At 44.1% G+C, this 21,524-nt stretch carries 19 protein-coding genes, 1 tRNA gene and 1 pseudogene; 9 read left to right on the top strand and 12 right to left on the bottom strand.

Features of this window, described 5'->3' with window-relative positions; translation table 11 throughout:
* Positions 1-96: 96 nt before the first annotated feature.
* Complete coding sequence (yjjG, locus tag VA249_RS15390; protein ID WP_221072180.1) at positions 97-771, bottom strand: pyrimidine 5'-nucleotidase; 675 nt, start codon at positions 769-771, stop codon at positions 97-99.
* 261 nt (positions 772-1,032) lie between these two features.
* Here yjjG and VA249_RS15385 point away from each other — a divergent pair, with 261 nt between their 5' ends.
* Entirely contained in the window at positions 1,033-2,436 is a 1,404-nt protein-coding gene (locus tag VA249_RS15385) for an endonuclease/exonuclease/phosphatase family protein (protein ID WP_221071347.1), read from the top strand.
* 88 nt (positions 2,437-2,524) lie between these two features.
* Here VA249_RS15385 and VA249_RS15380 read toward each other — a convergent pair whose 3' ends face one another.
* Positions 2,525-2,689, bottom strand: a complete 165-nt coding sequence (locus VA249_RS15380) for a hypothetical protein (RefSeq protein WP_221071345.1) — start codon at positions 2,687-2,689, stop codon at positions 2,525-2,527.
* 110 nt (positions 2,690-2,799) lie between these two features.
* Between VA249_RS15380 and VA249_RS15375 the strand changes: the two genes are divergently transcribed.
* On the top strand, positions 2,800-3,282 hold the full coding sequence (locus VA249_RS15375; RefSeq protein WP_221071343.1) for a DUF4405 domain-containing protein: 483 nt from the start codon (positions 2,800-2,802) through the stop codon (positions 3,280-3,282).
* 35 nt (positions 3,283-3,317) lie between these two features.
* Here the strand turns inward: VA249_RS15375 and VA249_RS15370 are convergent, their stop codons facing one another.
* Together VA249_RS15370 and VA249_RS15365 are read right to left on the bottom strand one after the other, a co-directional pair.
* On the bottom strand, positions 3,318-3,869 hold the full coding sequence (locus VA249_RS15370; protein ID WP_221071341.1) for a sugar O-acetyltransferase: 552 nt from the start codon (positions 3,867-3,869) through the stop codon (positions 3,318-3,320).
* A 109-nt stretch (positions 3,870-3,978) separates the two neighbouring features.
* The gene (locus VA249_RS15365; RefSeq protein WP_221071339.1) at positions 3,979-4,377 is read right to left on the bottom strand and encodes an OsmC family protein; all 399 of its coding nucleotides are present in this window, start codon (positions 4,375-4,377) and stop codon (positions 3,979-3,981) included.
* A 185-nt stretch (positions 4,378-4,562) separates the two neighbouring features.
* Here VA249_RS15365 and msrB point away from each other — a divergent pair, with 185 nt between their 5' ends.
* A complete protein-coding gene (msrB, locus tag VA249_RS15360; RefSeq protein WP_221071337.1) occupies positions 4,563-5,705 on the top strand; it encodes a peptide-methionine (R)-S-oxide reductase MsrB in 1,143 nt (380 codons plus the stop codon).
* 44 nt (positions 5,706-5,749) lie between these two features.
* The gene (locus VA249_RS15355) at positions 5,750-5,893 is read left to right on the top strand and encodes a DUF2256 domain-containing protein (protein ID WP_221071335.1); all 144 of its coding nucleotides are present in this window, start codon (positions 5,750-5,752) and stop codon (positions 5,891-5,893) included.
* A gap of 69 nt (positions 5,894-5,962) precedes the next feature.
* Here VA249_RS15355 and VA249_RS15350 read toward each other — a convergent pair whose 3' ends face one another.
* The 3 genes from VA249_RS15350 to VA249_RS15340 are packed head-to-tail and all read right to left on the bottom strand — an operon-like array spanning position 5,963 to position 9,566.
* Complete coding sequence (locus tag VA249_RS15350) at positions 5,963-6,670, bottom strand: SDR family oxidoreductase (RefSeq protein WP_221071333.1); 708 nt, start codon at positions 6,668-6,670, stop codon at positions 5,963-5,965.
* The gene (locus tag VA249_RS15345; RefSeq protein ID WP_221071331.1) at positions 6,670-8,214 is read right to left on the bottom strand and encodes a cryptochrome/photolyase family protein; all 1,545 of its coding nucleotides are present in this window, start codon (positions 8,212-8,214) and stop codon (positions 6,670-6,672) included. The genes VA249_RS15350 and VA249_RS15345 overlap by 1 nt, the downstream gene beginning before the upstream one ends.
* 17 nt (positions 8,215-8,231) lie before the next feature.
* Positions 8,232-9,566, bottom strand: coding sequence for a DASH family cryptochrome (locus VA249_RS15340; protein WP_221071330.1), 1,335 nt, complete (start codon positions 9,564-9,566; stop codon positions 8,232-8,234).
* Between the two features lie 274 nt (positions 9,567-9,840).
* Here VA249_RS15340 and gefA point away from each other — a divergent pair, with 274 nt between their 5' ends.
* Positions 9,841-10,854 carry a diguanylate cyclase GefA gene (gene gefA / locus VA249_RS15335; protein WP_221071328.1) on the top strand — a complete coding sequence of 338 codons (1,014 nt, stop codon included), beginning with the start codon at positions 9,841-9,843 and terminating at the stop codon, positions 10,852-10,854.
* Between the two features lie 127 nt (positions 10,855-10,981).
* On the opposite strand, the gene VA249_RS15330 is transcribed toward gefA, so the two are convergent.
* The gene (locus tag VA249_RS15330; RefSeq protein WP_221071326.1) at positions 10,982-11,560 is read right to left on the bottom strand and encodes an aldolase/citrate lyase/malate synthase family protein; all 579 of its coding nucleotides are present in this window, start codon (positions 11,558-11,560) and stop codon (positions 10,982-10,984) included.
* Positions 11,561-11,829: 269 nt separating this feature from the next.
* On the opposite strand from VA249_RS15330, the gene VA249_RS15325 reads away from it, so the two are divergent.
* Positions 11,830-13,386 carry a DUF3612 domain-containing protein gene (locus tag VA249_RS15325; protein ID WP_221071324.1) on the top strand — a complete coding sequence of 519 codons (1,557 nt, stop codon included), beginning with the start codon at positions 11,830-11,832 and terminating at the stop codon, positions 13,384-13,386.
* A gap of 366 nt (positions 13,387-13,752) precedes the next feature.
* On the opposite strand, the gene VA249_RS15320 is transcribed toward VA249_RS15325, so the two are convergent.
* Positions 13,753-15,108 (bottom strand): diguanylate cyclase, encoded by a 1,356-nt coding sequence (locus VA249_RS15320; protein WP_221071322.1) that lies wholly within the window; start codon positions 15,106-15,108, stop codon positions 13,753-13,755.
* A 105-nt stretch (positions 15,109-15,213) separates the two neighbouring features.
* On the opposite strand from VA249_RS15320, the gene VA249_RS15315 reads away from it, so the two are divergent.
* Positions 15,214-15,831 (top strand): alpha-ketoglutarate-dependent dioxygenase AlkB family protein, encoded by a 618-nt coding sequence (locus tag VA249_RS15315; RefSeq protein ID WP_221071320.1) that lies wholly within the window; start codon positions 15,214-15,216, stop codon positions 15,829-15,831.
* 78 nt (positions 15,832-15,909) lie between these two features.
* Here the strand turns inward: VA249_RS15315 and VA249_RS15310 are convergent, their stop codons facing one another.
* Positions 15,910-17,118 (bottom strand): NupC/NupG family nucleoside CNT transporter, encoded by a 1,209-nt coding sequence (locus tag VA249_RS15310; protein WP_128812532.1) that lies wholly within the window; start codon positions 17,116-17,118, stop codon positions 15,910-15,912.
* A 586-nt stretch (positions 17,119-17,704) separates the two neighbouring features.
* Here VA249_RS15310 and VA249_RS15305 point away from each other — a divergent pair.
* A tRNA-Leu gene (locus tag VA249_RS15305) sits at positions 17,705-17,788 on the top strand.
* 29 nt (positions 17,789-17,817) lie between these two features.
* Positions 17,818-18,428 (top strand): annotated as a pseudogene (locus VA249_RS15300) (DUF2913 family protein).
* A gap of 98 nt (positions 18,429-18,526) precedes the next feature.
* Here VA249_RS15300 and VA249_RS15295 read toward each other — a convergent pair.
* Complete coding sequence (locus VA249_RS15295) at positions 18,527-19,927, bottom strand: tryptophanase (protein ID WP_211918040.1); 1,401 nt, start codon at positions 19,925-19,927, stop codon at positions 18,527-18,529.
* Positions 19,928-20,224: 297 nt separating this feature from the next.
* Positions 20,225-21,469: an NADH:ubiquinone reductase (Na(+)-transporting) subunit B gene (locus VA249_RS15290; RefSeq protein WP_221071318.1), complete on the bottom strand. Its 1,245-nt coding sequence runs from the start codon at positions 21,467-21,469 to the stop codon at positions 20,225-20,227.
* Between the last annotated feature and the right edge of the window lie 55 nt (positions 21,470-21,524).

Here is a 21,524-nt window from a genome sequence, read left to right as displayed (position 1 = left end):
CGATGGTGTTTTCAATCAGTCACCCAGACTTGTTTGGGATGCTAATACGATCTTTGCATGCTAAATAGTCAAGGTCACTTAAGTAATCTACGAAACTTACGCAACAAGGATACTTTTTAGCTCATCTAATGAAGCAACCGTATAGCTTGGTGCTATCTGGTCATCAACACTTGCGCCGGTCGTATTCAACCAACACGTTTCAATGCCAAAATTGTTGCCACCAAGAATATCGGAATGCAGGTTGTCCCCCACCATCAGTACGCGCGTTTTACACGGATAGCCCATTTGACCCATCGCGTATTCAAAGATACCTAAATCCGGTTTCGCAATCCCTACCTGCTCAGAGATCACCACATGATCAAAATAGTTCGCCATTCCTGTACGCTCTAGTCGAATCGCTTGCAGTTCGGTAAACCCGTTGGTGATGATCCCCATCTTCGCTTTACCATGCAGCGCTTCCATCAGCTCTTTTGCACCAGGGAGTAAAGTACAGATGTCTGCCATCGCCTCTAGAAAGGCACTGTTCAATTCTGCCGTCGTCGTACTCAGTTTTTCAGCCCACTCGGTGAAACGCTTATGCTTCAACTCTTCTGCCGTCACTTTACCATCTTGATAATCGACCCAAAGTGGCTTGTTGACCGTTTGGTAATGCGCGAAGTCTTGCTCCGTGAAATCCACACCTTTGCGAGAAAACATCAGCTGTAAACCTTTGAAAGCATCAAAGTGAAACAAGGTTTCATCAGCATCAAACAAGATCCAATCGTATTTCATTTTCTTCTTTCCAATATCAAGGTCATTTCTGGCGAGTAGTTTAGATGGTCTTATTCTCAATGGAAATCTCTTATTCATGACTCTTTTCATCACCCACGCTAAAAGTAAGAAAATTGGAAGAGTCAAAAGCAATCACATTCTTAGTTCGTTAACTGCTGTCCAAAAATGAGTTAAACGATTACCGCAAACGTTTACATTGATAGAATTGTTAATCTAGAATGCGCCGCCCTTAATTGATGGGCGGAATGTATTGAGATATCTATGAAAACGAAATTTTTAGCAATGCTTGTTGCCTCTGCACTACTAAGTGGCTGTGGTTCTAACTCTGGCGACACCGTTCAAACCCCTGAGAACGTTAAATTTGCATCATTCAATGTTTCATTTGCCCATGACAATGACCCAACAGAAAACTTTGAGCAATGGATTGGTTATATGAATCTTCCACTCTCAGAGCAAAACGCTTTAATTCAAGAGTGGAAAGATAACCTTGAGCAAGGGATAACTGACGGAGCAAATGAAAAGCTAGCAGAGCGCATCATTCAAATTCGTAATATCGCTGCAATCATCCAAAAAAATCGTCCCGATGTATTACTACTTACAGAATTCAACAACGATGGTGAAGGCCAAAACTACGAAGCGCTAAACGGCTTTCAGAAGAACTACCTATCCGTTGCACAAAGTATGAATAGTGTTGATGGCGGTGATTTGTTAGAGCCTATTCAATACCCATTCGTGCAAAACTATGCGACTAATACTGGCTTGCATTCGAATATGGATTTAGACAATACGGGCGGTATTGATCCGAAAGATCCTGACGATGCATTTGGTTTTGGTTATTACCATGGACATTATGCATTTGCGCTAATGTCAAAATATGAAATCGACACTGCGAATACGCGCACATTCCAAACATTCAAACGCAAAGATTTACCGAACGCCGTCAACCCAGAAATCAATGTTTGTGATGGTTCAAAGCCAATGCCTTCAAATATGGCCTGTGGTGACACATGGTTTAGCAGTGAAGAGTGGGACGAGGTTCGCCTCTCTTCTAAAAACCATGTAGATGCACCTATACTCATCCCAACTGAAAATGGCCATAAAATCATTCATGCTTTGATGTCACACCCTACTCCATCAGGCTTCGATTCGGTCAGTGACAACAACAAGTATCGTAATAGCGATGAAAATGTATTCTGGCATCACTACATTAAAAACAGCGATGCGATTTATGATGATGCGGGTAAATTCGGCGGCTTTACAGGTGAAAGTTTCGTCGTGATGGGCGATTTAAACGCAGATGCCGAATTTGGCAATGCAACAGACGCTCGATTTGACGGTGTATTTGAGCTAATGAACGATTCTTTAGTCAATCAAGACGTTGCTCATGTCGGCCAACCGAAAACACCAGAATCAACAGGAGCAACACAAGAAGACAATAGCAAAGGTCATCCTTATCCAGAAACACGCACTGCAACGTTTGGCTCTCGAGTGGATTACGCAGTGCCATCTGCTGACCTTGATGTGGTAGATACAGGCGTATATTGGCAAGCAGAGGGCGAAGAGGGTCGTTTGTTATTTAATGACCCTCGAGTTGGGGTTCGTGGCACCGACAAAGAAATTTCTTCTGACCACCGCTTTGTATGGGCAACAGTAAAAGTGAACTAACTCCCATATTAATTGCATAATGCTTTATCTAAGCCACGAGTATTCATCTGAAGTCGTGGCTTTTGTATTTAACCATTCAGAGGGAACATTAAGACTTATCTGAACCACATTTAGCACATTCTTGATAGGTTCTTTCCCCTTCACTAATGACGACATAGTGACCGACACACTTCTCACACAAAGCCAATGTTGGATAAGCTAACTTTGCTTTCTTGGCGTTGATATCACCCTCAACTACGTAGAACTTTCTCATATTTGTCATCACTCATTATAAATTGACAAAGCATTATATCTGAAACTTCCACATTTTTTAGACACAAGCATTCATAATATTGAGTCAAATACCTTGCATTCCAGCTCAATATGAACAAACAAAAACTCGCCACTGCAAGCACAATTGGTTTATCTCTTGTCGTATCTTTAACCGGTTTATTGCTATTTTTTGAAATCTCCTCGGGCGCAATCAGAGCCACACATGAATGGATAAGTATGGTCTTTATTGTTGCCGCAGGGGTTCATGCATATACGCACAAGAAAGCATTAGTCAGATATTTTGATAAAAAGAATAGGTTACCGATCACCCTTGGCTTGTGCGCGAGCGTAGCGTTGTTTACTGTCTCATATGGCGATGTATATGCAGCAAGTGCGATCTTTGACCGAGTGATTGATACTCCACTCCAAACGAGTGTTGGGGTATTCGGCCTTACTTCAGAACAAGCCATCGTCTCGCTCAACAGCGCCGGCATCACCCACATATCGATGACAGATACCATTGCTGAAATAGCTCATATCAATAACACCGACATCTACGATGTTATTGATATTTTATTAGCAGCCAAACAATAGCAACTCAACATGAAATCACGACTGCATTGAGGATTCTATTCTTGATCTAAACGACGGATTAATTTAGCCGGTGTTCCACCATACAAGCAGTCTGGCGGAACATCACTGTTTACCACTGAGTTAGATGCAATTACTGAGCGAGCACCAATGGTCACGCCTTGGTTGATCACCGAGTTGCCACCAATCCAGACACTATCTTCAATGGTGATCGGCTTACAAAATGTTTCCCACTTGAGTCGACTGCGGTAATCCAGAGAGTGCGAAGCGGTATAAAACTGAACACTAGGGCCGATAAGAACGTGGCTACCAATGGTGATTTTAGCCCCATCAAGCATCACCACGTTCATGTTGATAAACGTCTGCTCGCCGATCTCAATAGTTTTACCAAATTCACAATGAAATGGTGGTTGGATATAGCTGTTTCCCACCTTGCCTAGTAGCTCTGCTTGTAGGGTAATACGCTCTTCGGCATCAGTGCTGCTATTCAACTTGAGTAACGTTTTGGTTGCATTCGTACGAATCGCATCGATCTCTTCGTCTCCACCATCAAAGATTTGGCCGGACATCATTTTTTCTAATTCGGTCACTGGATTATTCCTACAACTTTTGACATCAATAGAGTAATGCAAGATAGCGATAAAAAAAGAGAAAAACTCGCGCTTTTCTCTTTCCTATTTTGTGATTTTGCAAAGAGGGTTATACGATTTCCCAACTATGAGTCATCTCTACGCCTTTACCGAGCATCAAGCACACTGAGCAGTATTTCTCTAGTGAATCTGCCGCGATTTTAGCGACGATTTCAGAGTCAAGATCCTCACCCGACACTTCAAAGTGGATATTCACTTGTGTGAAAATTCGCGGTGCTATTTCACGACGTTCCGTTGTAAGCTTCGCGTTAACAGAAGTAACTTTCTGACCCGCCGTTTTCAAACCATCGACAACGTCTACAGAACTGCAACCACCAGCGGCCATTAATACCATCTCCATTGGACTTGGTGCCGTTGCGCCGCCATTGCCATCCATCACTACCGAGTGACCAGATTGAGATTGACCAAGGAACTTAAACCCTTCAACCCATTTTACTTCTGCTTGCATGATATTCCTCATGATTACTTGTGGCTCATCGAGTGAAAAACATTGATGAGCGCATATATCTTGCCGTTAATGTAGCCCTCTTGAAGATAAAGAGAAAATGAAAATTAACGATTGTTGTAATTTTTTCGCTCTTTGCTCTGTCTTCTTACGTAACAATCATAGGAACAATCACGTTTGAGGAAGTTATGAAGAATGTATCTAAGTTGTTGGTAGGGTTATCTTTCACACTCCCTGTTCTGTTTATATTACTAAGTAAAACAGGCACCGCTGATACCATGGATAAGATGGACGCATCGAACAAAACTGATATTGCGACATTAGCGGGCGGTTGCTTCTGGTGTACTGAATCGGACTTAGAGCAATTACCGGGGGTATTTGACGTTGTGTCTGGCTATTCAGGTGGTGATTTGGCCAATCCGACCTATCGCCAAGTCTCTTCGGGAAAATCTGGCCATATTGAAGTCATCGAAGTGAAATTCGATCCTACCGTCGTTAATTACGAGCAAGTGCTGGATTATTTCTTCCGTCATATTGACCCAACAGACGATAAAGGCTCATTCGTTGACCGTGGCCCTCAATACCGTCCTGCAATTTTCTACCATAGTGCAGAGCAAAAGCAGATTGCTGAGCAATTTATGATGGAAATCGACAAGGCAATGATTTACCCAAAACCACTGAAAACAGAGTTGATCGAGTTTGAGAAGTTCTACCCTGCAGAGTCGTACCATCAGGATTACTACAAAAAGAGTAGCTTGAAATACAAGTACTATCGCTACGCATCTGGCCGCGATAAATACCTAGACGAAGTGTTTGGTGACGATCGCCAAGAGAATCCCAAAACACTGCGCCAACTTATTGATGAAAAGGAATCACAAGCCAAAGTAAAGGTTTACGCTAAGCCCTCCGACAAAGAGATTAAGGCAAAGCTGACCGAGTTACAGTACTACGTCACCCAAGAAGAGGGAACAGAGCGCCCTTTTGATAACAAGTATTGGGATAACAAAGCAGCAGGAATATACGTTGATGTTGTATCTGGAGAGCCACTGTTTTCATCCACCGACAAGTACAAATCAGGCACCGGTTGGCCAAGCTTTACTCGACCAATTGACTCTGCTTACATCGTCGAGAAAACCGACTTCAAACTGCTTTACCCGCGTACCGAGATCCGCAGTAAGTTTGGCGATTCTCACATTGGTCACGTATTCAAAGACGGGCCAAAGCCAACCGGATTACGTTACTGCATGAACTCAGCCGCAATGGAGTTTATCCCTGTCAACAAGATGGCGAGCCTAGGTTATGGTGATTACCTGTACTTATTTGATAAATAACTAAGCCGTTTGTTTAACCAAATTAGGAGTAAACATTCAGAGCGATGAAAGGTTTCAAATCCAATCTGCCGATAAAAGTTTGTCTTGTGTGTAAACGCCCATTTTCTTGGCGAAAGAAGTGGGTGCGAAATTGGGAGGAAATCATTTATTGTTCTGCGCGTTGCCGAAGAAGTAAAGCTAGGAAGTAAAAACAAAGAAAATGTAGGGCAATCGCCCATCGTCTCTTTCTGATTATAACGTTTAAAGGTCCTGAGCTTTTACCAAGCTAATAACGCGCCATCATAAGCCCAAAATGCCCCGCTATCTTGAGGGGTTGCGTTTTCTATCAAGCGCAATAAATCCTTTGCCACACTTTCTGGTGTAAACAACTTACCCTCAGGCACATTCGCTTGAAATGGGGCCGATAAGGCAGTATCCGTCGTACCAGGATGAAGTGAAAGCACCGTGCCATGTTTAACCATTCGATGCCATTCTATCGACATGGTTTTAAGGAACATGTTTAATGCCGCTTTGGATGCGCGGTAGCTGTACCAACCACCTAGCTGATTGTCACTGATGCTGCCAACTTTGGCCGATATGGCCGCAAACTTAGGTGCAGCACTGCGCTTGAGCTTGGGCGTGAAGTATTTCGCTAACAGCAAACCTGGCAGAGTATTAACCATGATGGTTTGTTGAAAAAAGTCTGCGTCGAGGGAGCTAAGATTCTTCTCTGGGCCTTTCTCTTTAGTGTGCAACATACCCACGCAGTTCACCAACCAGTCGACATGTTCAATTTGTTCGCTGAGCGCTTTGACGTTGGCATCTTGCGTCACATCAACTCGATACCAGATAACATGAGGATGCGACCAACTGGGCTTTTGCTTGCGGTACGTTGCGTGCAACCGTGCATGAGGAAAACGAGCCGCCGCTTGTTGCACCATCGCCAAACCAATTCCACCATTGCCACCGACGATGAGTATTTCCATCACAAGTTCTCCACGTTTTCTATATAGTGTTCTGCAGTATCGAGTATCGCTTGACGTTGGTGCTCTTCCATATTGTCCCAAGAACGGTAAATCATCCCAATACGTGGGTTGGCTGCTAAGCGTTTATCGTGTTTGTTCATAAAGCGCCAATAAAGGCTGTTAAACGGACAAGAGCCTTCACCGCTACGTGCTTTGTTGTCGTAGTTACAGCCCTTGCAGTAGTCGCTCATTTTGTTGATGTAAGAACCACTCGCAGCGTAAGGTTTAGTGCCAACAATACCTCCATCCGCAAACAGTGCCATACCACGTGTGTTTGGCATTTCTACCCATTCAATGGCATCGACATAGATGCCGAGGTACCACTCCTCCACTTGGTTTGGATCTATCTCGGTTAGCAAACAAAAATTACCAGTGACCATCAAACGTTGGATGTGGTGTGCGTAGGCATAATCGAGGGACTGACCAATCGCATTGCGCATACAGGCCATTTTGGTTTCGCCATTCCAAAAGAAGTCTGGCAGCTTTCTTTCTGCGCCCAACTCATTCTTTTTTGGGTAATGAGGCATGTTCGCCCAATAGACGCCTCGGATGTACTCTCGCCATCCCAAGATTTGGCGAATAAACCCTTCAACTTGAGAAATGTCGATGTCCGTGTTGGAATGAAATGCCTTAAGTGAAGCATCAATGACTTCTCTCGGGTGCAGTAATTTGCTGTTAAGCGAGAATGAAATTCGGCTGTGATACAAGCTCCACTTAGCATGGTGCTGGCCTGTCATGGCGTCTTGAAAACGTCCGAATAACGGCAGACAGACTTGGCAGAAATGCGCGAGTAAAGACAGGCTCTGTGCGCGATTGATCGGCCACAACAAATCACCCCCAAGGTTTCCGATGGTTTTGATGTTGTGTCGCGCCAACCGCTCAGTAATACCGCGCACATCAGTGCTGAACATCAGAGGTTGTGGCAGTTGCTCGATGTCTTGGGCCTTGAGCTTATTACGATTATTGGTGTCGTAATTCCATTTCCCGCCAATAGGTTTGCCGTCTTGCATCAAGATGTCGAATCGCTTGCGCATACGGCGGTAGAAGTGCTCCATCATGATGTGTTTGCCTTGAGGAAACTGCGATTCTATTTCTTCAAACGGCAGCAAAAAATGTTCCGAATCGACACAACGCGTCACCACCCCATCAAGCTTTAGTTTGGCTAACTGCTCTAGTAAACGGTATTCATCGGGGCGTTGATATTCAAACTTACTTGCACCGACTTCTCTCACATAGTGCTGTAGGACGTGCTCAAGATCCTCAAACGACTGGGTATCATCCAATGTGAGGTGCAAAACTTGGTGACTTTCGCTCTGACGCTCTTTCGCAAATTGTTCCATTGCAGAAAAGAAAGCACACACTTTCTGAATATGGTGCGTGACGTAAGTATTCTCTTGCTTGAGCTCGGCAATCAGGTAAAGCACTTGCTCATCCGGTTGCTGAAACCAAGAGTGCTCACTGTTGAGTTGATCGCCCAATATCAATCGTACGGTTTCAAATTGCATTACGATGTCTCCGATGACTAAGTATTGCCATTGCTGTCCGTCACAATAGGCCAATCGACCATATCTACACTATCCAAATGTGCGCCTGCGCAACGTCCTTTCCATCGTTCAATAAATTCCATATATGGGTCATACATCTGCGTCTGTTTTTCGAGATTGAATTGTCGTGTCCCCCGAGGATCGGCTCCGACCCCAGCCAGGTATTGCCAATTTCCCCAATTCGATGCCACGTCGTAGTCGATCAATTGTGATTCAAAATATGCCGCACCATAGCGCCAATCAAGGCCAAGCTCGTGCACCAAACAACTTGCAACCAATTGCCTGCCACGGTTCGACATATAACCCGTTTCGTTTAGTTGGTGCATGCAAGCGTTTACGATGGGAAAAGGCGTCTCTCCTTTTTTCCATTGTTGAAAGCGATGCGCGTAATAACTCGTAAGCGGTCTTTGCCCCTTAATCCCACCGAAACGAAATAAGGCCTCTCTATACTTTCGTGCGTACCAATAAAAATACTCTCTCCAAAGCAATTCAAAATAAATCCAATAGGTCGATTCGTTTGCTTGATTATCGCGCTCGTATCGCTTGAGCATCGCATAAACCATTCTCGGTGAGATGTTCCCATGAGCTAACCAAGGAGAGAACTTCGTTGACGCATTCATACCATCTAACTCGTTTCGCGTTTGTTTGTATTCGCTCGCAAAGGTCGATGAAAAATAGCGATGACAATGCGCTAAACCTGCCCGTTCTCCGCCTATAAAAGAACGGGCTCTATTTGATGAAGAAAAGCTTAACGTTGATTCTGAATGATAGGTCACTTCGCAAGGCATCACCTGTACTTTGTCCCTTGGATGCGAAACCTCCAGAGAGTCAACTTGCTTTCTAAATTGAGTAAATGTGTTGGGCAACTCTCGCAAAGTGAACGGCAGTTGTTCCTGAGTGAACAACGTGCAAGTTTCCTTTTGAGTAACAATAAGGTGTGGATTCTGTCTCTTAATTATTTCTACCGCTCTTTGCTCATCCACCCCTGCGCTCGCATTGATATATAAATGCGTTACTCCTATTTGCTCAATCGCATGTTGCAAAGCTGGCAAGGGGCTGAGGTTAACAACAGTGAGTCGTTGCCCAAGAGAATGAAGAGAATTATCGAGACACAAAAGCGCATCTTTAATAAAGCGCTGCCTACCTTGTCCAAGCTGGGAGACTTGAGCGTAATGAGATAAAAAGGGGGTGATGCATGGATAACAATACAAACACAGAAGTTCATCTACCTCTTGCGTGGCATGACTCAGAAGCAAATTGTCATGCACTCGTAGATCGTTGGTAAACCAATATAATCCGACTCTTCTGCTCAAATTAGCCTCTCAGACACTCGTTGTCATCTAAACCATTCTTACGCTTAGTAGATAAATGAGATCAAAACTGACGATTTTATGGAAGCCAAATGAGTAAACAAACGATTGCCTGAAATTTATAAATTCAACATAATTAACTAAGACTTTTGAGGTATTTGTTTGATTATTTACCCATTTTTCAAGTTTATTGACTCAAAATGGCAAAATTTTAAAGCGATGTCACGTTATATCCGTTAACCTAAAGATACTCTTATTTGCACGTTATACCGCATAGATGACCGACGAGTTTAAAAAATCAGCCGCTAACCTCAGAAAAGCCGTTCCACTCATGATCAAAAACCACGTAGCCGCCACTCCTGCGAACTACGCGCTTTGGTATACCTACGTCGATAAAACTATGCCTGAGCTGAATATGGAGTTAGATCGAGTCCTCGAAAACTACGAGACTTGTCCACCAGCCGTACACAAGCAGCTCTATAACAACTACGTTGCAAGCAAAGCTGAAACTAGCCTAGAAGAGTTAAAGACGAATGTCGAAGTGCTACTAGGTGAACTCACAAGCTCTATGAACGACACGATCAGCGATACATCCTCATTCTCTGATATGGTCGATAAGAGCTTTTCCAAATTGGAAAAAGTGGAAGACAACAGTTTAAGCATTGAAGAAGTGATGAGCGTGATTCGTCAACTTATTGCTGAATCCCGAGAAATTCGCCACTCAACTAAATTTCTCAATAATCAACTGACCAACGCGAGTGAAGAAATCTCCCGCCTAAAAAGCCAACTCGCCGAAGTTCAAAAAGACGCCTTGTTTGATGGCCTGTCTAAATTGTATAACCGACGCGCTTTCGACAGTGATTTAAATGCCCTAATTGAAAGTAATCAGAGCATGTCACTGGTTATGCTCGATATTGATCATTTCAAAGCATTCAATGATAACTATGGTCACTTATTTGGTGATACTGTCATCAAAGGGATCGCACGCCGATTGCAGCAAAGTTGTCGCGATGGCATTTGTGCCTATCGTTTTGGCGGCGAGGAATTTGCGTTAATCGTCCCAAACAAGTCTCTACGGATAGCTCGTCAATATGCAGATACATTACGTCGTATGATTGAAAAACTGCACGTTACAGACAAACGTTCGGGCACCCAAGTGCAAAGTGTGACCGCCTCTTTTGGTGTTGCTGAATACGAGGTCGGCGATACGTTAGAAACGCTGATCAACAAAGCAGACAAACAACTCTATGAGGCAAAACAACTCGGTCGAAATCGAGTGATGCCTGTCTGATACCAACCGTAGTAAATAACAGCTCATCCCAAGCGGTTATAACGGGCGACAACTTCGTTTAAATTCTTGACTAAAAACAAACCCCAAGCGTCTGCTTGGGGTTTGTTATTTCTAAATTCATTAAAAGCTAGTCAACGCTATAACAATAGCTTAAGAAGTAGTCTTCACCATTCTTAGCGGTGTACTCTTTGTCCTCACTGCAAGCCATCGGTTTCCCTTTTTTGTCACCTTTAATTAGGCTGATCCAATGGCGCATCGCCGTCGGTGCATTACCCGTTAACTCAGGGCTAAAGGTCGTACGAGTCTCTAGTTGAATATCATCAATATCCATAAGTTCTACGCAACCTGTGCCTTTGTGACAACCAAACATCACTTCCACATGGCTACCCGATTCATCTTTAAAAAGAATCGACTTTGGATCTTCCTTTTCACCCGTATAGGCAACAAAGTGTTTAGGGCATTTAAGGCCACTGTGCGTTCCGTCTTTGAAGTAAACCATCACATGTCGGTAATCAATCACGTAACTTGATACATCTTGGTGTGACCCGTTCTCTAGTGGGAACATGCGGTCTAGAAGCTGTTTTGCCTTAATTTGCTTCTCGCTCTGCTGTTCTGCACTTACCGCCTCGACGGCAAATACAGCTTCAGCGATAAATGGGCGTTCTTGTTGTTGGATGTCTTTTTTATCGAAATTCAGCATATTCATCGTCGTATCCTCGCACTTAAATACTCTACTGCACCAAAACTAACTACTGTACTTAAACTAAATACTGCACCTAAACACTCTACTTGTGCCCTTAAACAGTCTATTTGGCGTAACTTCCTACTACTTAGAGTAAAAACTTAAAACCTCTGTTTAAGTTTCAGGCAAATCTGTGAAGTTGATGGTTAATTTTCTTGCCTGCTTATTATGTAGACTAGCGAATAATTGACTACAATTTCACAACAAAAATTTTACAATGTGAATTTTACAAAATGCCAGTGTCAAAAAGTCTTATTCGTCAATCTCATTTCTTAGGTACGAAAATTCGCAACCTAAGAAAAAACAACCATTTAACCATGGAGGATTTATCTGCGCGTTGTGTAAGGATAAATCCGGAGTACGCTCCATCGGTTTCCTACTTATCAATGATCGAACGTGGAAAGCGGGTCCCTAGCATCGATATGTTAGAGGTGATTGCCGAAGTTTTTCAAAAAGATCCCACTTGGTTTTTGGACGATGAACCAGAGCTTGAAGCGATCACGCCCAACAAAGGGAATCGTGGTGGCATCAGTGGTATGGCACTAGAACCTAGCTTTCTGTTTTCGAATGACATTCTCCAAATCGCGATTCCAGAGATGCTCTCGCAAACCGGCATTACTGGCCGTCAGTTCGCACATTTGCTTATCCGTGCCCACCAAGAAAATCATCAAAACCATTTTCCAGATTTAGAGCGCGCCGCTGAAGAAGTGGGCCTAAAACGCTTAAACCTGTCCGTCGAGGATTTGATCGACATCGCCAAAAGCATGGGGCTAAGTATTCGTTGGGTTGACCGTGCTCCACAAGATGTGATCGATGAACTGGGGGTGAGCGCGAAACAGCTCGTCACCTCCTTTATGGAAGCGCCGGGAACCATCTATCTCAATAAACGCATGCGTGACTATCCAACCCGCTTAAAATACGATCTCGCCGTCTACATAGGCCACCGTGTGTTGCACAGCAATGATGGTATGAACAATGTCCTGTCTATTGGCCAACAAAATAACTGGGAACAGACCGATGGCCCGACATCAAGCTCAGGGCTGAACTCTCAAGACATTCTTCAAGCATGGCGAGATTTTGAGTCGAGCTTTTTCGCCGGAGCTTTGTTGTGCCCGAAAGTGCCATTTAGACAATTACTGGATAGATCCGGGTACGAAATCTCAGTTCATAAGAAAGCAGGAGTGTCACCCTCTGTCGCGATGCGTCGAATGACTGTTGTCTCTCCCTACCCTCATTGGCATTACTTTGATGCTTACGGTCCCGGGAAGCTGAAAGCCGTTTATCGAGGAAATGGCATTCCACTCCCTTGGGGCAACATGCGAACGGTTAACGATCCTTGTCAGCATTGGGCCGTTTTCCGTCGATTATCAGAACCACTTGATACGAGTTCAGCACAAATATCGATTCTAAATGTCGGTGATGAACCTCGTATTTACTGCTGTGAGTCGGTCAACGTATTCGACCCTGCAGGTAACAATCGCGTGCTGTGTGCGGGCATCGATCTTAACCCTGCAATTTCAGCTCAAGGTGGCGATGCTATCGCTATTGCGCAAGAGCTCAAATCGTTGTGTGTTGAATCGGGGGGCAGCGCAATGATTCCTCAAAGCATCAAAAAAGACCTAACAACCGTCGCTAAGATCCTAAACATCAACTGGATTGAACGAGGTATTCAGACCCAAGCCAGATTAATTTGTTCTAGAGGAGCGGTATGCCCAAGGCAACCAAGTTGTTATAGCAAGTGTGGGGATTCAGGAGAAGCGAACGATGAAATGCAGACGATCAATCTCTAATCGACCTTGGGGGCCAAAAAGAAAAAACGCCAACCACAATAAAGGTGATTGGCGGTATATATGTGTGAACAAAATACGTTCACTAACAACGTCAGTTGGCTAGGTGACCCTCGGCTTAAGAAGGGTCACTACTAGTAAAGCACAATACGTGCCAACTTTAAAACACCAAAAACAACCGACTTTTTATGCATATTGCTGCTTTAACAAACACTGCATTCGCATTTTGGAATTGCAAAATGCGAATCCTTTTAAATATGCCATTTGGTGCAATGCTACTTATTGTTTTCTCAACAACCGCTAACCAAAAACCAATGCATACGACATGAATGGATTTTGTAGACAGGCCTTGTCTATCGCCCCCTGTCATCACAAGCGCCGCTTATCTGCATACATCCAATCATCAGCCACTTTTAACATCGCTTCCGGAGATGCAATACTCGGATGAAACATCGCATAACCGAGACTGGCATTAAAACGAATATGCTCAGTCCCATAAATCACAGGGTCTGAGAATACTTCCACCTTTAACTTGTCCATTAATAACTTAACATTCGACTCTGTCACCGGGTTATGGATAAGGATCAAAAATTCATCGCCTCCTACTCTCGCGACCGTATCTGAGCGTCGAAGACTCTTTTTTATTCGTTGAGCACATGCGATCAAAACGCCATCCCCCGCACTGTGCCCATAATTGTCATTTACTGCTTTGAACTTATTAAGATCAACATTTATCAACGCAAAGCTATAACGCTTTTTGTAACGCTTAGCGATTTCAAACTGTTGATTAAGCGTTTGCATAAAATAGCGGCGATTCGGTAAATGAGTGAGTTCATCATGAAGCGCACGATCATTCGCAATTCGATACAGTCGGTAGATAACCAACATCGCGATGCTTATCACAAGCAAAATTGAATAACCAACTAAGCGACTGACATTCACAATATACCAAGGAACCCCTCGCTCAAATTCACTGCTGCTATGAACTTCCATACTCCACCCACCATACGGAAAGTTAACGCGCTCTTTGATTCTGACGGTTTCATTCGGTTGCAGTTGACCAAAAAACACTTCTCCAAGCAGGCCACTACTATCATATCCCCGTAGCACCACATGATAGGCCTGAGAGAACTCACGAATACCGGTATCTTCAAGTAATGCATTAAAATCAATGGTTGCACTGACCATTCCCCAATAGTGCGCATTTTTGGGGGAATCAGTAAATATTGGCACACGAACGATCAATCCAAATCCACCCTGTGTCAGCGTCACTGGACCTGCAATGAAAATGCCTTCAATCTCTTTTGCTTTTTGTACCTGAGCCCATTGTTGAGGTGATGAGCGATAACTTAAACCGATAGCTCGTTCATTCCCCTGCAATGGATATACGTGTGCGATGACATCGTTTGGTGCGATCCCGATACTTGTAATGTGTCGGCCTTTTTCTAAGGTTTGATTGACGACCATATCCAACTTACTTTGGTCGCGGGCTGACAATAAAGGAATGATAGTGGCCAAGGTGCTGACTTTATAAATATCAGCCATGACCGACGCTTCTAGGTTAGAGGCCAGAATCGCGAGCTGATTTTTTGCTTGAACCTGAGCATGTTGTTGGCGAAGCAAGTTTAAATTTTGATGTAAAAGTTCCGTAATGGCCACACAGGCAACAAGAAAAATAAAAAAGAACAGCACAAAGTATCGCTGCTTTTTGGGCGTATAAGACATAAGTCTCCCATCGGTTCACACTCTTGTGTTAGTTCAACAACTAACCAATGACGTCGGGAGTTCTATTTATTATTCTTATCATTCATATTTCTATAAGGCGACTATATGAACAACCAAGGCGAATTATTTGAACATTCATATTGGGAAAATGTAGTTCATGGAAAGCTCTACTTCCAACCAAATTTTTTGGCTCCAACAGAAGCGGATGATTATTTTGCTCGCCTAAAAGCTACTCTACCATGGCGACAGGAGCGAATTATGATGTTTGGTCGTTCCGTACTTCAACCCCGCCTCCAAGCATGGCACGGTGATGCAGCATACACGTATTCTGGACTAACGATGCCCCCAAACCCTTGGACTCCAGAGCTAAAATCTCTCAAAGAACGATGTAAACACGTGGCCAAATCGCCATTTAATTCGGTTTTAGCAAATTTGTATCGCGATGGTCGAGATTCTATGGGGTGGCATCAAGATAACGAGCCGGAGCTTGGTAAAAACCCAATCATCGCCTCGCTCAACCTAGGCGAAACTCGTCGTTTTTTATTAGAAAATTTACATTGTAAAACTAAGATCGAATTTGAACTATCACACGGTTCACTGCTCATTATGGCTGGAGAATTGCAGCATCATTGGAAGCATTCCGTTCCCAAAACAACCAAAATCAAAAATGAAAGAATCAATCTGACGTTTCGATACATTAAAGACTTATCAGCGCCCTCTTAAAAGCAAACATCGACAAATTTTCCTTATAAAAAAACCCGCCAATTAGGCGGGCTTACATGTCATGATGAATATCAAATCCTACAGCGAGATAAAAATACCCGCCAAACATGCACTCATTAAGTTTGCTAGTGTACCTGCTGCTACCGCTTTAAGGCCCATATTTGCCACATCTTTACGACGTTCAGGCGCCATCACACCGATAGAGCCAAGCTGAATCGCAATAGAACCAATGTTCGCAAAGCCACACAGTGCAAAAGTAATGATTACTTGTGTGTGCTCTGTTAACGCCGCTTTGTGTTGAACAAAGTCGATAAACGCAACGAATTCGTTCATGACAATCTTCTGACCAATGTAAGAGCCAGCGGCAAGTACTTCATGGCTTGGTACGCCAATAAGCCAAGCTAGAGGTGCAAATAAGTAACCAAAAATAGCTTGCAGCGTAATCCCTGCAAAGCCGAACATCTCACCTAGATTTTCTAGGCCGGTGTTCACCATCGCAATCACACTCACAAAAGCAATCAGCATGGTACCGACTGCGACGGCAACTTTCATACCGCCCATGGCACCACTTGCCAGAGCATCTATCACGTTGCTCTCTTCAGACTTATCCAACTCAATATCGTTGTAATCACTTGGCGTTTGACGCTCAGGAATGATGATTTTAGCCATCAATAAACTACCAGGTGCAGCCATGAAGCTTGCAGCAATCAGATACTTAAGCTCAACGCCAAGTCCAGCATAGCCACCGAGAACACTGCCCGCGACGGATGCCATACCACCTGCCATGACAGCGAACAGCTCTGAGCGCGTCATGTTTTTCAAGAATGGACGAATAAGCAGTGGAGACTCACCTTGAGATAAGAAGATATTGCCCGTCGCAACAAGGGATTCTGCTTTGCTGGTACCCAAGAATTTTTGGATAGCGCCACCAATCAATTGAATGACTTTTTGCATTATACCCAAGTAGTAAAGGGCAGAGATAAGCGCACTGAAGAAGATGATGATAGGAAGAACACGAACAGCGAAGATAAAACCAGTAGAAGCAAGATCACCAAAGAGAAACTTTATCCCCTCATCGGCGAAACTCAATAGTCCCGCAACACCGCTACTTAGACTAGCCAATGCCGCTTGCCCCCAAGGGAAATAAAGAACCAGTGCAGCAAAGCCCATCTGTAACAATAATGCTCGAGAAACCGTTTTCCAATTGATTGAAGAACGACTCTCGGAAAGCAAAAACGCACAGCCCAACAGAGCAACAATACCAAATAAACTAAATAGAACACTCATGAATTGGACCTACTGAACGTTGAAAAGAAATGAAACGCCAGTGGGATTGGCAAAGGAAAGGAACAACGTATTGAGTGATGAAACACTCAGAGATCCAAATTGGTGACAGAATCGATAGTTCGACATTATATTTTTACCTTATACAAGCAATTGAACTTAGCTGGTCCGGTCCGTGGGGTCATTCACTGTAAGCAAGTTTATAAAAAGCAAGTTATAAACTCAGCTCACTCCATGTGACGGCTTGTATGGGTAAGGGCCCTGAACAACTGAACCCTATCTCCCGCTTAAACGGGACGCAAGTATAGTCAAGAAAACGAGAGTTTCATCACATTTTTTGACGCAAACGTTCAAGCGTTCAAAAAACAATCAATTCATCATTTTTCACCAATTCACATATAATTATTGAGGTTATGGAGGGCATTCATAAGGGGGGCATCGCTATGAATAGCATCAAGTTGAGCAATAAATGTGCAATTGAACTTTAAAACAGAGAATTTTGTCATTTTGCTCTCGCCAAGGCATGGATTTTGGATATACAATCCAACACGCTTCTTAGGAAGCCTCTGAGTATTCAGAGCATCATGATGCCGAGATGGTGAAATTGGTAGACACGCTAGCATGAGGTGCTAGTGCCTTAGGTGTGAGGGTTCGAGTCCCTCTCTCGGCACCATTATCTTTCTTAAAGAAATTTAGAGTGTAATGCAAAGTTCTAAGCAGGCTAAACTATCCGCAGATGCTAACCAATTGCTTAGCGAGCTTGCGGTGCACGCCCTATTACACCTACACTTCAAAATCCACGCATCAACGCGTAATTTCCCGACTAAAGAACGTAACGACCTACTGCAAAAATGGCTTAAACCTAAGCTGAAAAGTAATCGCTATAAACTGATTAAAAAGCCATTAAAGTCTCTGACTCACAGGCAAAAGGGGAAAACGGCAATCTAGAAATACTTCTTGAACGCTGTGTGGGTGCCGATAAGCCGAGCAATCCTCAACCTCACCTCGACAGTTACCTGCTGCTGATTAACGAAATTGAGAAGAAGCTAGGTACGACGGTCTTACTCTCTCGTCCGGAAAAAGTTGACCTGTCACACGATCAACATGGCTGCCTACTGTGCGTGCTATCTGAGAATCTAAATCAACACTTCGATGATAATAATGCCCTCATCGCTCCGATTTCGATGTTATTCCGTGGTCCACTCAGTCAACGTTCTTTGTTCCTCGGTAGTATTTACGCGAGCAACACATTCCATTATGACGTACAGTATCAAGATGACCAATTCGTGCGAATCACGCTGGATTTGGCTTAGATTATTTGTCTGATTCAAAAAGGCCGCGATATTCGCGGCCTTTTGCTTTTGTCAGTTTTACTTCTAGCTTCTGTTAGTAATATCTATTGGATTTTGCGCTACTCTATCTCACGAAAGCGAGCGGTGAAGTGACGAAGCACCGGTGGCTCATATTCAAAAGTCAGGCCTTTTAGCTTATTGGCACTGTCTCTTAACTCGATAATCGCATCAGCGATATAATCCATATGATCATTGGTGTAAACACGGCGTGGAATGGTTAAACGCATCAATTCAAGCTCTGAAGCTTTCTGCTCACCGGTTTCTGGATCGCGTCCTAGCAACAATGAACCAATTTCCACCGCGCGAATTCCAGCTTCCAAATACAACGCATTACAGAGCACCTGCGCTGGAAATTGATCCGCTGGAATATGAGGTAAAATTTTTGCTGCATCAACAAACACGGCATGCCCGCCCGTTGGGTATTGAATCGGTATGCCCGCTTCCCGTAGACGTTCCCCCAAATATTGAACTTGGCTAATGCGATAATGGAGGTAGTCTTCATCAGCCCCCTCGTATAAACCACGAGCAAGCGCCTCCATGTCACGTCCAGCCATACCACCATAAGTCACAAAGCCCTCCATCGGCACGCATCGTGTTTGTACCGCTTGGAACAGCTCTTGATGATCGCGAATACAGCACATACCACCAATGTTCACCATGGGATCTTTTTTCGCTGACATGGTTAGCATGTCTCCGTATTGGTACATTTCGCGGATGATCTCCAGAATCGATGTATTTTCGTAACCTGATTCACGCTGCTTAATGAAATACGCATTTTCACAATAACGAGCAGAGTCAATCACTACCGGGATGTCGTACTTAGTCGCAATTTCATACACACTGCGCATGTTTTGCATCGACACCGGCTGCCCACCCGAGCTATTGCACGTCACCGTCGTGATGATCGCACAGATATTATGAGCACCGTGCTCTTCAATCGTGGCCACCAGCTTGTTGAGATCAAAATTACCTTTCCAGTCATATGGCGTGGTGGTATCGAACGCCTCTTCCGTTACCACGTTAATCGCCTTACCACCATTCAACTCAATATGACCCGCCGTGGTATCAAAGTGGTAATTGGAGATAAATACTGGCGTTTCACCACCGCGAACCTGACGCATTCGTTCAATCAAAGCAGGAAACAAGATTTGCTCTGCGCCTCGCCCTTGGTGAGCAGGTACAGTCAATTTGTAGCCAAAGAAATGTTCAACCGCATCACATAAGTGGTAATAGTTGCGACTCCCCGCATAGGACTCATCACCCATCATGATGCCAGCCCACTGATTGTCACTCATGGCACCCGTACCAGAGTCGGTCAATAGATCGATGTACACATCATCACTACGAAGAAGAAATGGGTTAAAACCTGCTTGTTTAAGGGCAATTTCTCGGTCAGCCAAGGTTGTCATTTTGATTGGCTCAACCATTTTAATGCGGAACGGTTCTGGGATACGTTTCATTGTTAATTTCCTTATACGCATAGCCATACGCACGTAAGCGCAAGGCCAAAAAATCAAATAGATAGATTGCTTTCAATGCGAGTGCATTGAGGAAATTAACGAGAAGAGATTTTGCTAAGAAGCGATAAGCCGTAATCTAGGTTGTACCAGAACGACAGCACCAAACGGCTATCGAGAATATCCTTAATTCTCATCGTCTTTGCCCTCCTGATAAAAAGAAAAGCCAGAAACCCCATGTCTCTGACCTTTTCAATATAGTGCAATTTTCAGTCACATTTCAGTGAGACTACCCTCATTTTACGAAGGTCTCATTCTTTTCATTCTTCGTTTGATGTTGTTCTCTTTCACCATGTAATCGAACAAAGGAGCAAACAAATTTGCAAACAATATCGCAAGCATAATGCCCTCGGGATAGGCAGGATTAAGTACTCGAATAAAGATGGTCATCACACCAATCAAAATACCATAAGCCCACTTACCACCATTGGTAAAGGCAGCAGAAACTGGGTCTGTCGCCATAAAGAAAGTACCAAACGCGACACCACCAATCACAAAATGCCAATAGAAAGGCATGGAGAACATCGGGTTGGTGTTAGAGCCAATGGCATTAAGCATGAGTGATGTTACTGCTAAACCGACCAACACACCTGAGACAATTCGCCATGAGGCAATCTTCATAAAGATCAACACCAATCCTGTTAACACGATCAGTAAAGTCGATACCTCCCCCATCGATCCAGGTAGGTTACCAACAAACGCATCCGTCCAAGAAATCGGCTGACTGGTCATGTTATTCATCAAAGCGCTTCGACCACCCTCATACCATTGGCTAAGCGGCGTTGCACCAGAGTAGCCGTCCGCTGCAATCCATACGGCACCACCAGACATATTTGCAGGATAAGCAAAGTATAAGAATGCGCGTCCCGCCAACGCAGGGTTTAGGAAGTTACGCCCAGTACCGCCGAAGACCTCTTTCGCTACCACGATACCAAACGTGATGCCCAGTGCGGCTTGCCAAAGCGGAACGGTTGGCGGCAGAATCAAAGCAAACAATATGGAGCTGACAAAGAATCCTTCGTTCACCTCGTGCTTGCGGACGATAGCAAAAAGCACTTCCCAAAAACCACCGACGACAAACACCGTTGCATAAACAGGCAGAAAATAAGTTGCGCCGACGAGCATCTTACTTCCCCACCCCGCTTGACTAGCCGCTTCGACCGAGCCCCAAACCCAACTCAGCCCCCAAGAGGCATCAATGGCTTGTTGCGCTGTTGCTTGTTCAAGACCATAGAACAACGCGTCACTGGATTGCTGACCAATGTTGTACATCCCCCAAAACATTGCAGGGAAAACCGCTAGCCACACCATAATCATGATGCGTTTCAAGTCGATACTATCTCGAACATGGGTAATGCCATGATTCACCTTACCGGGCGTATAGAAAAGCGTTTCGACCGCTTCGAACAGTGGATAAAACTTGTGATACTGGCCTCCAGGCTCAAACTTTGGTGAGACCTTTTCAAAGTAGTGCTTCAGACTCATAACGTCTCCTCCTTTAAGAGTGTTACGAATGACTCACTAAAGCGATCGTTTTTAC

Origin of the sequence: Vibrio alfacsensis (assembly GCF_019670485.1) — a bacterium.
Classification (GTDB): Bacteria; Pseudomonadota; Gammaproteobacteria; order Enterobacterales; family Vibrionaceae; genus Vibrio; species Vibrio alfacsensis.
This window is presented reverse-complemented; position numbering and strand designations above follow the sequence as displayed.

Coding starts and splice junctions, on each gene's coding strand:
- yjjG (WP_221072180.1), bottom strand. CDS start 771: ATGAAATACGATTGGATCTTGTTTGATGCTGATGAAACCTTGTTTCAC.
- VA249_RS15385 (WP_221071347.1), top strand. CDS start 1,033: ATGAAAACGAAATTTTTAGCAATGCTTGTTGCCTCTGCACTACTAAGT.
- VA249_RS15380 (WP_221071345.1), bottom strand. CDS start 2,689: ATGAGAAAGTTCTACGTAGTTGAGGGTGATATCAACGCCAAGAAAGCA.
- VA249_RS15375 (WP_221071343.1), top strand. CDS start 2,800: ATGAACAAACAAAAACTCGCCACTGCAAGCACAATTGGTTTATCTCTT.
- VA249_RS15365 (WP_221071339.1), bottom strand. CDS start 4,377: ATGCAAGCAGAAGTAAAATGGGTTGAAGGGTTTAAGTTCCTTGGTCAA.
- msrB (WP_221071337.1), top strand. CDS start 4,563: ATGAAGAATGTATCTAAGTTGTTGGTAGGGTTATCTTTCACACTCCCT.
- VA249_RS15355 (WP_221071335.1), top strand. CDS start 5,750: ATGAAAGGTTTCAAATCCAATCTGCCGATAAAAGTTTGTCTTGTGTGT.
- VA249_RS15350 (WP_221071333.1), bottom strand. CDS start 6,670: ATGGAAATACTCATCGTCGGTGGCAATGGTGGAATTGGTTTGGCGATG.
- VA249_RS15345 (WP_221071331.1), bottom strand. CDS start 8,214: ATGCAATTTGAAACCGTACGATTGATATTGGGCGATCAACTCAACAGT.
- gefA (WP_221071328.1), top strand. CDS start 9,841: ATGACCGACGAGTTTAAAAAATCAGCCGCTAACCTCAGAAAAGCCGTT.
- VA249_RS15330 (WP_221071326.1), bottom strand. CDS start 11,560: ATGAATATGCTGAATTTCGATAAAAAAGACATCCAACAACAAGAACGC.
- VA249_RS15325 (WP_221071324.1), top strand. CDS start 11,830: ATGCCAGTGTCAAAAAGTCTTATTCGTCAATCTCATTTCTTAGGTACG.
- VA249_RS15320 (WP_221071322.1), bottom strand. CDS start 15,108: ATGTCTTATACGCCCAAAAAGCAGCGATACTTTGTGCTGTTCTTTTTT.
- VA249_RS15315 (WP_221071320.1), top strand. CDS start 15,214: ATGAACAACCAAGGCGAATTATTTGAACATTCATATTGGGAAAATGTA.
- VA249_RS15310 (WP_128812532.1), bottom strand. CDS start 17,118: ATGAGTGTTCTATTTAGTTTATTTGGTATTGTTGCTCTGTTGGGCTGT.
- VA249_RS15295 (WP_211918040.1), bottom strand. CDS start 19,927: ATGAAACGTATCCCAGAACCGTTCCGCATTAAAATGGTTGAGCCAATC.
- VA249_RS15290 (WP_221071318.1), bottom strand. CDS start 21,469: ATGAGTCTGAAGCACTACTTTGAAAAGGTCTCACCAAAGTTTGAGCCT.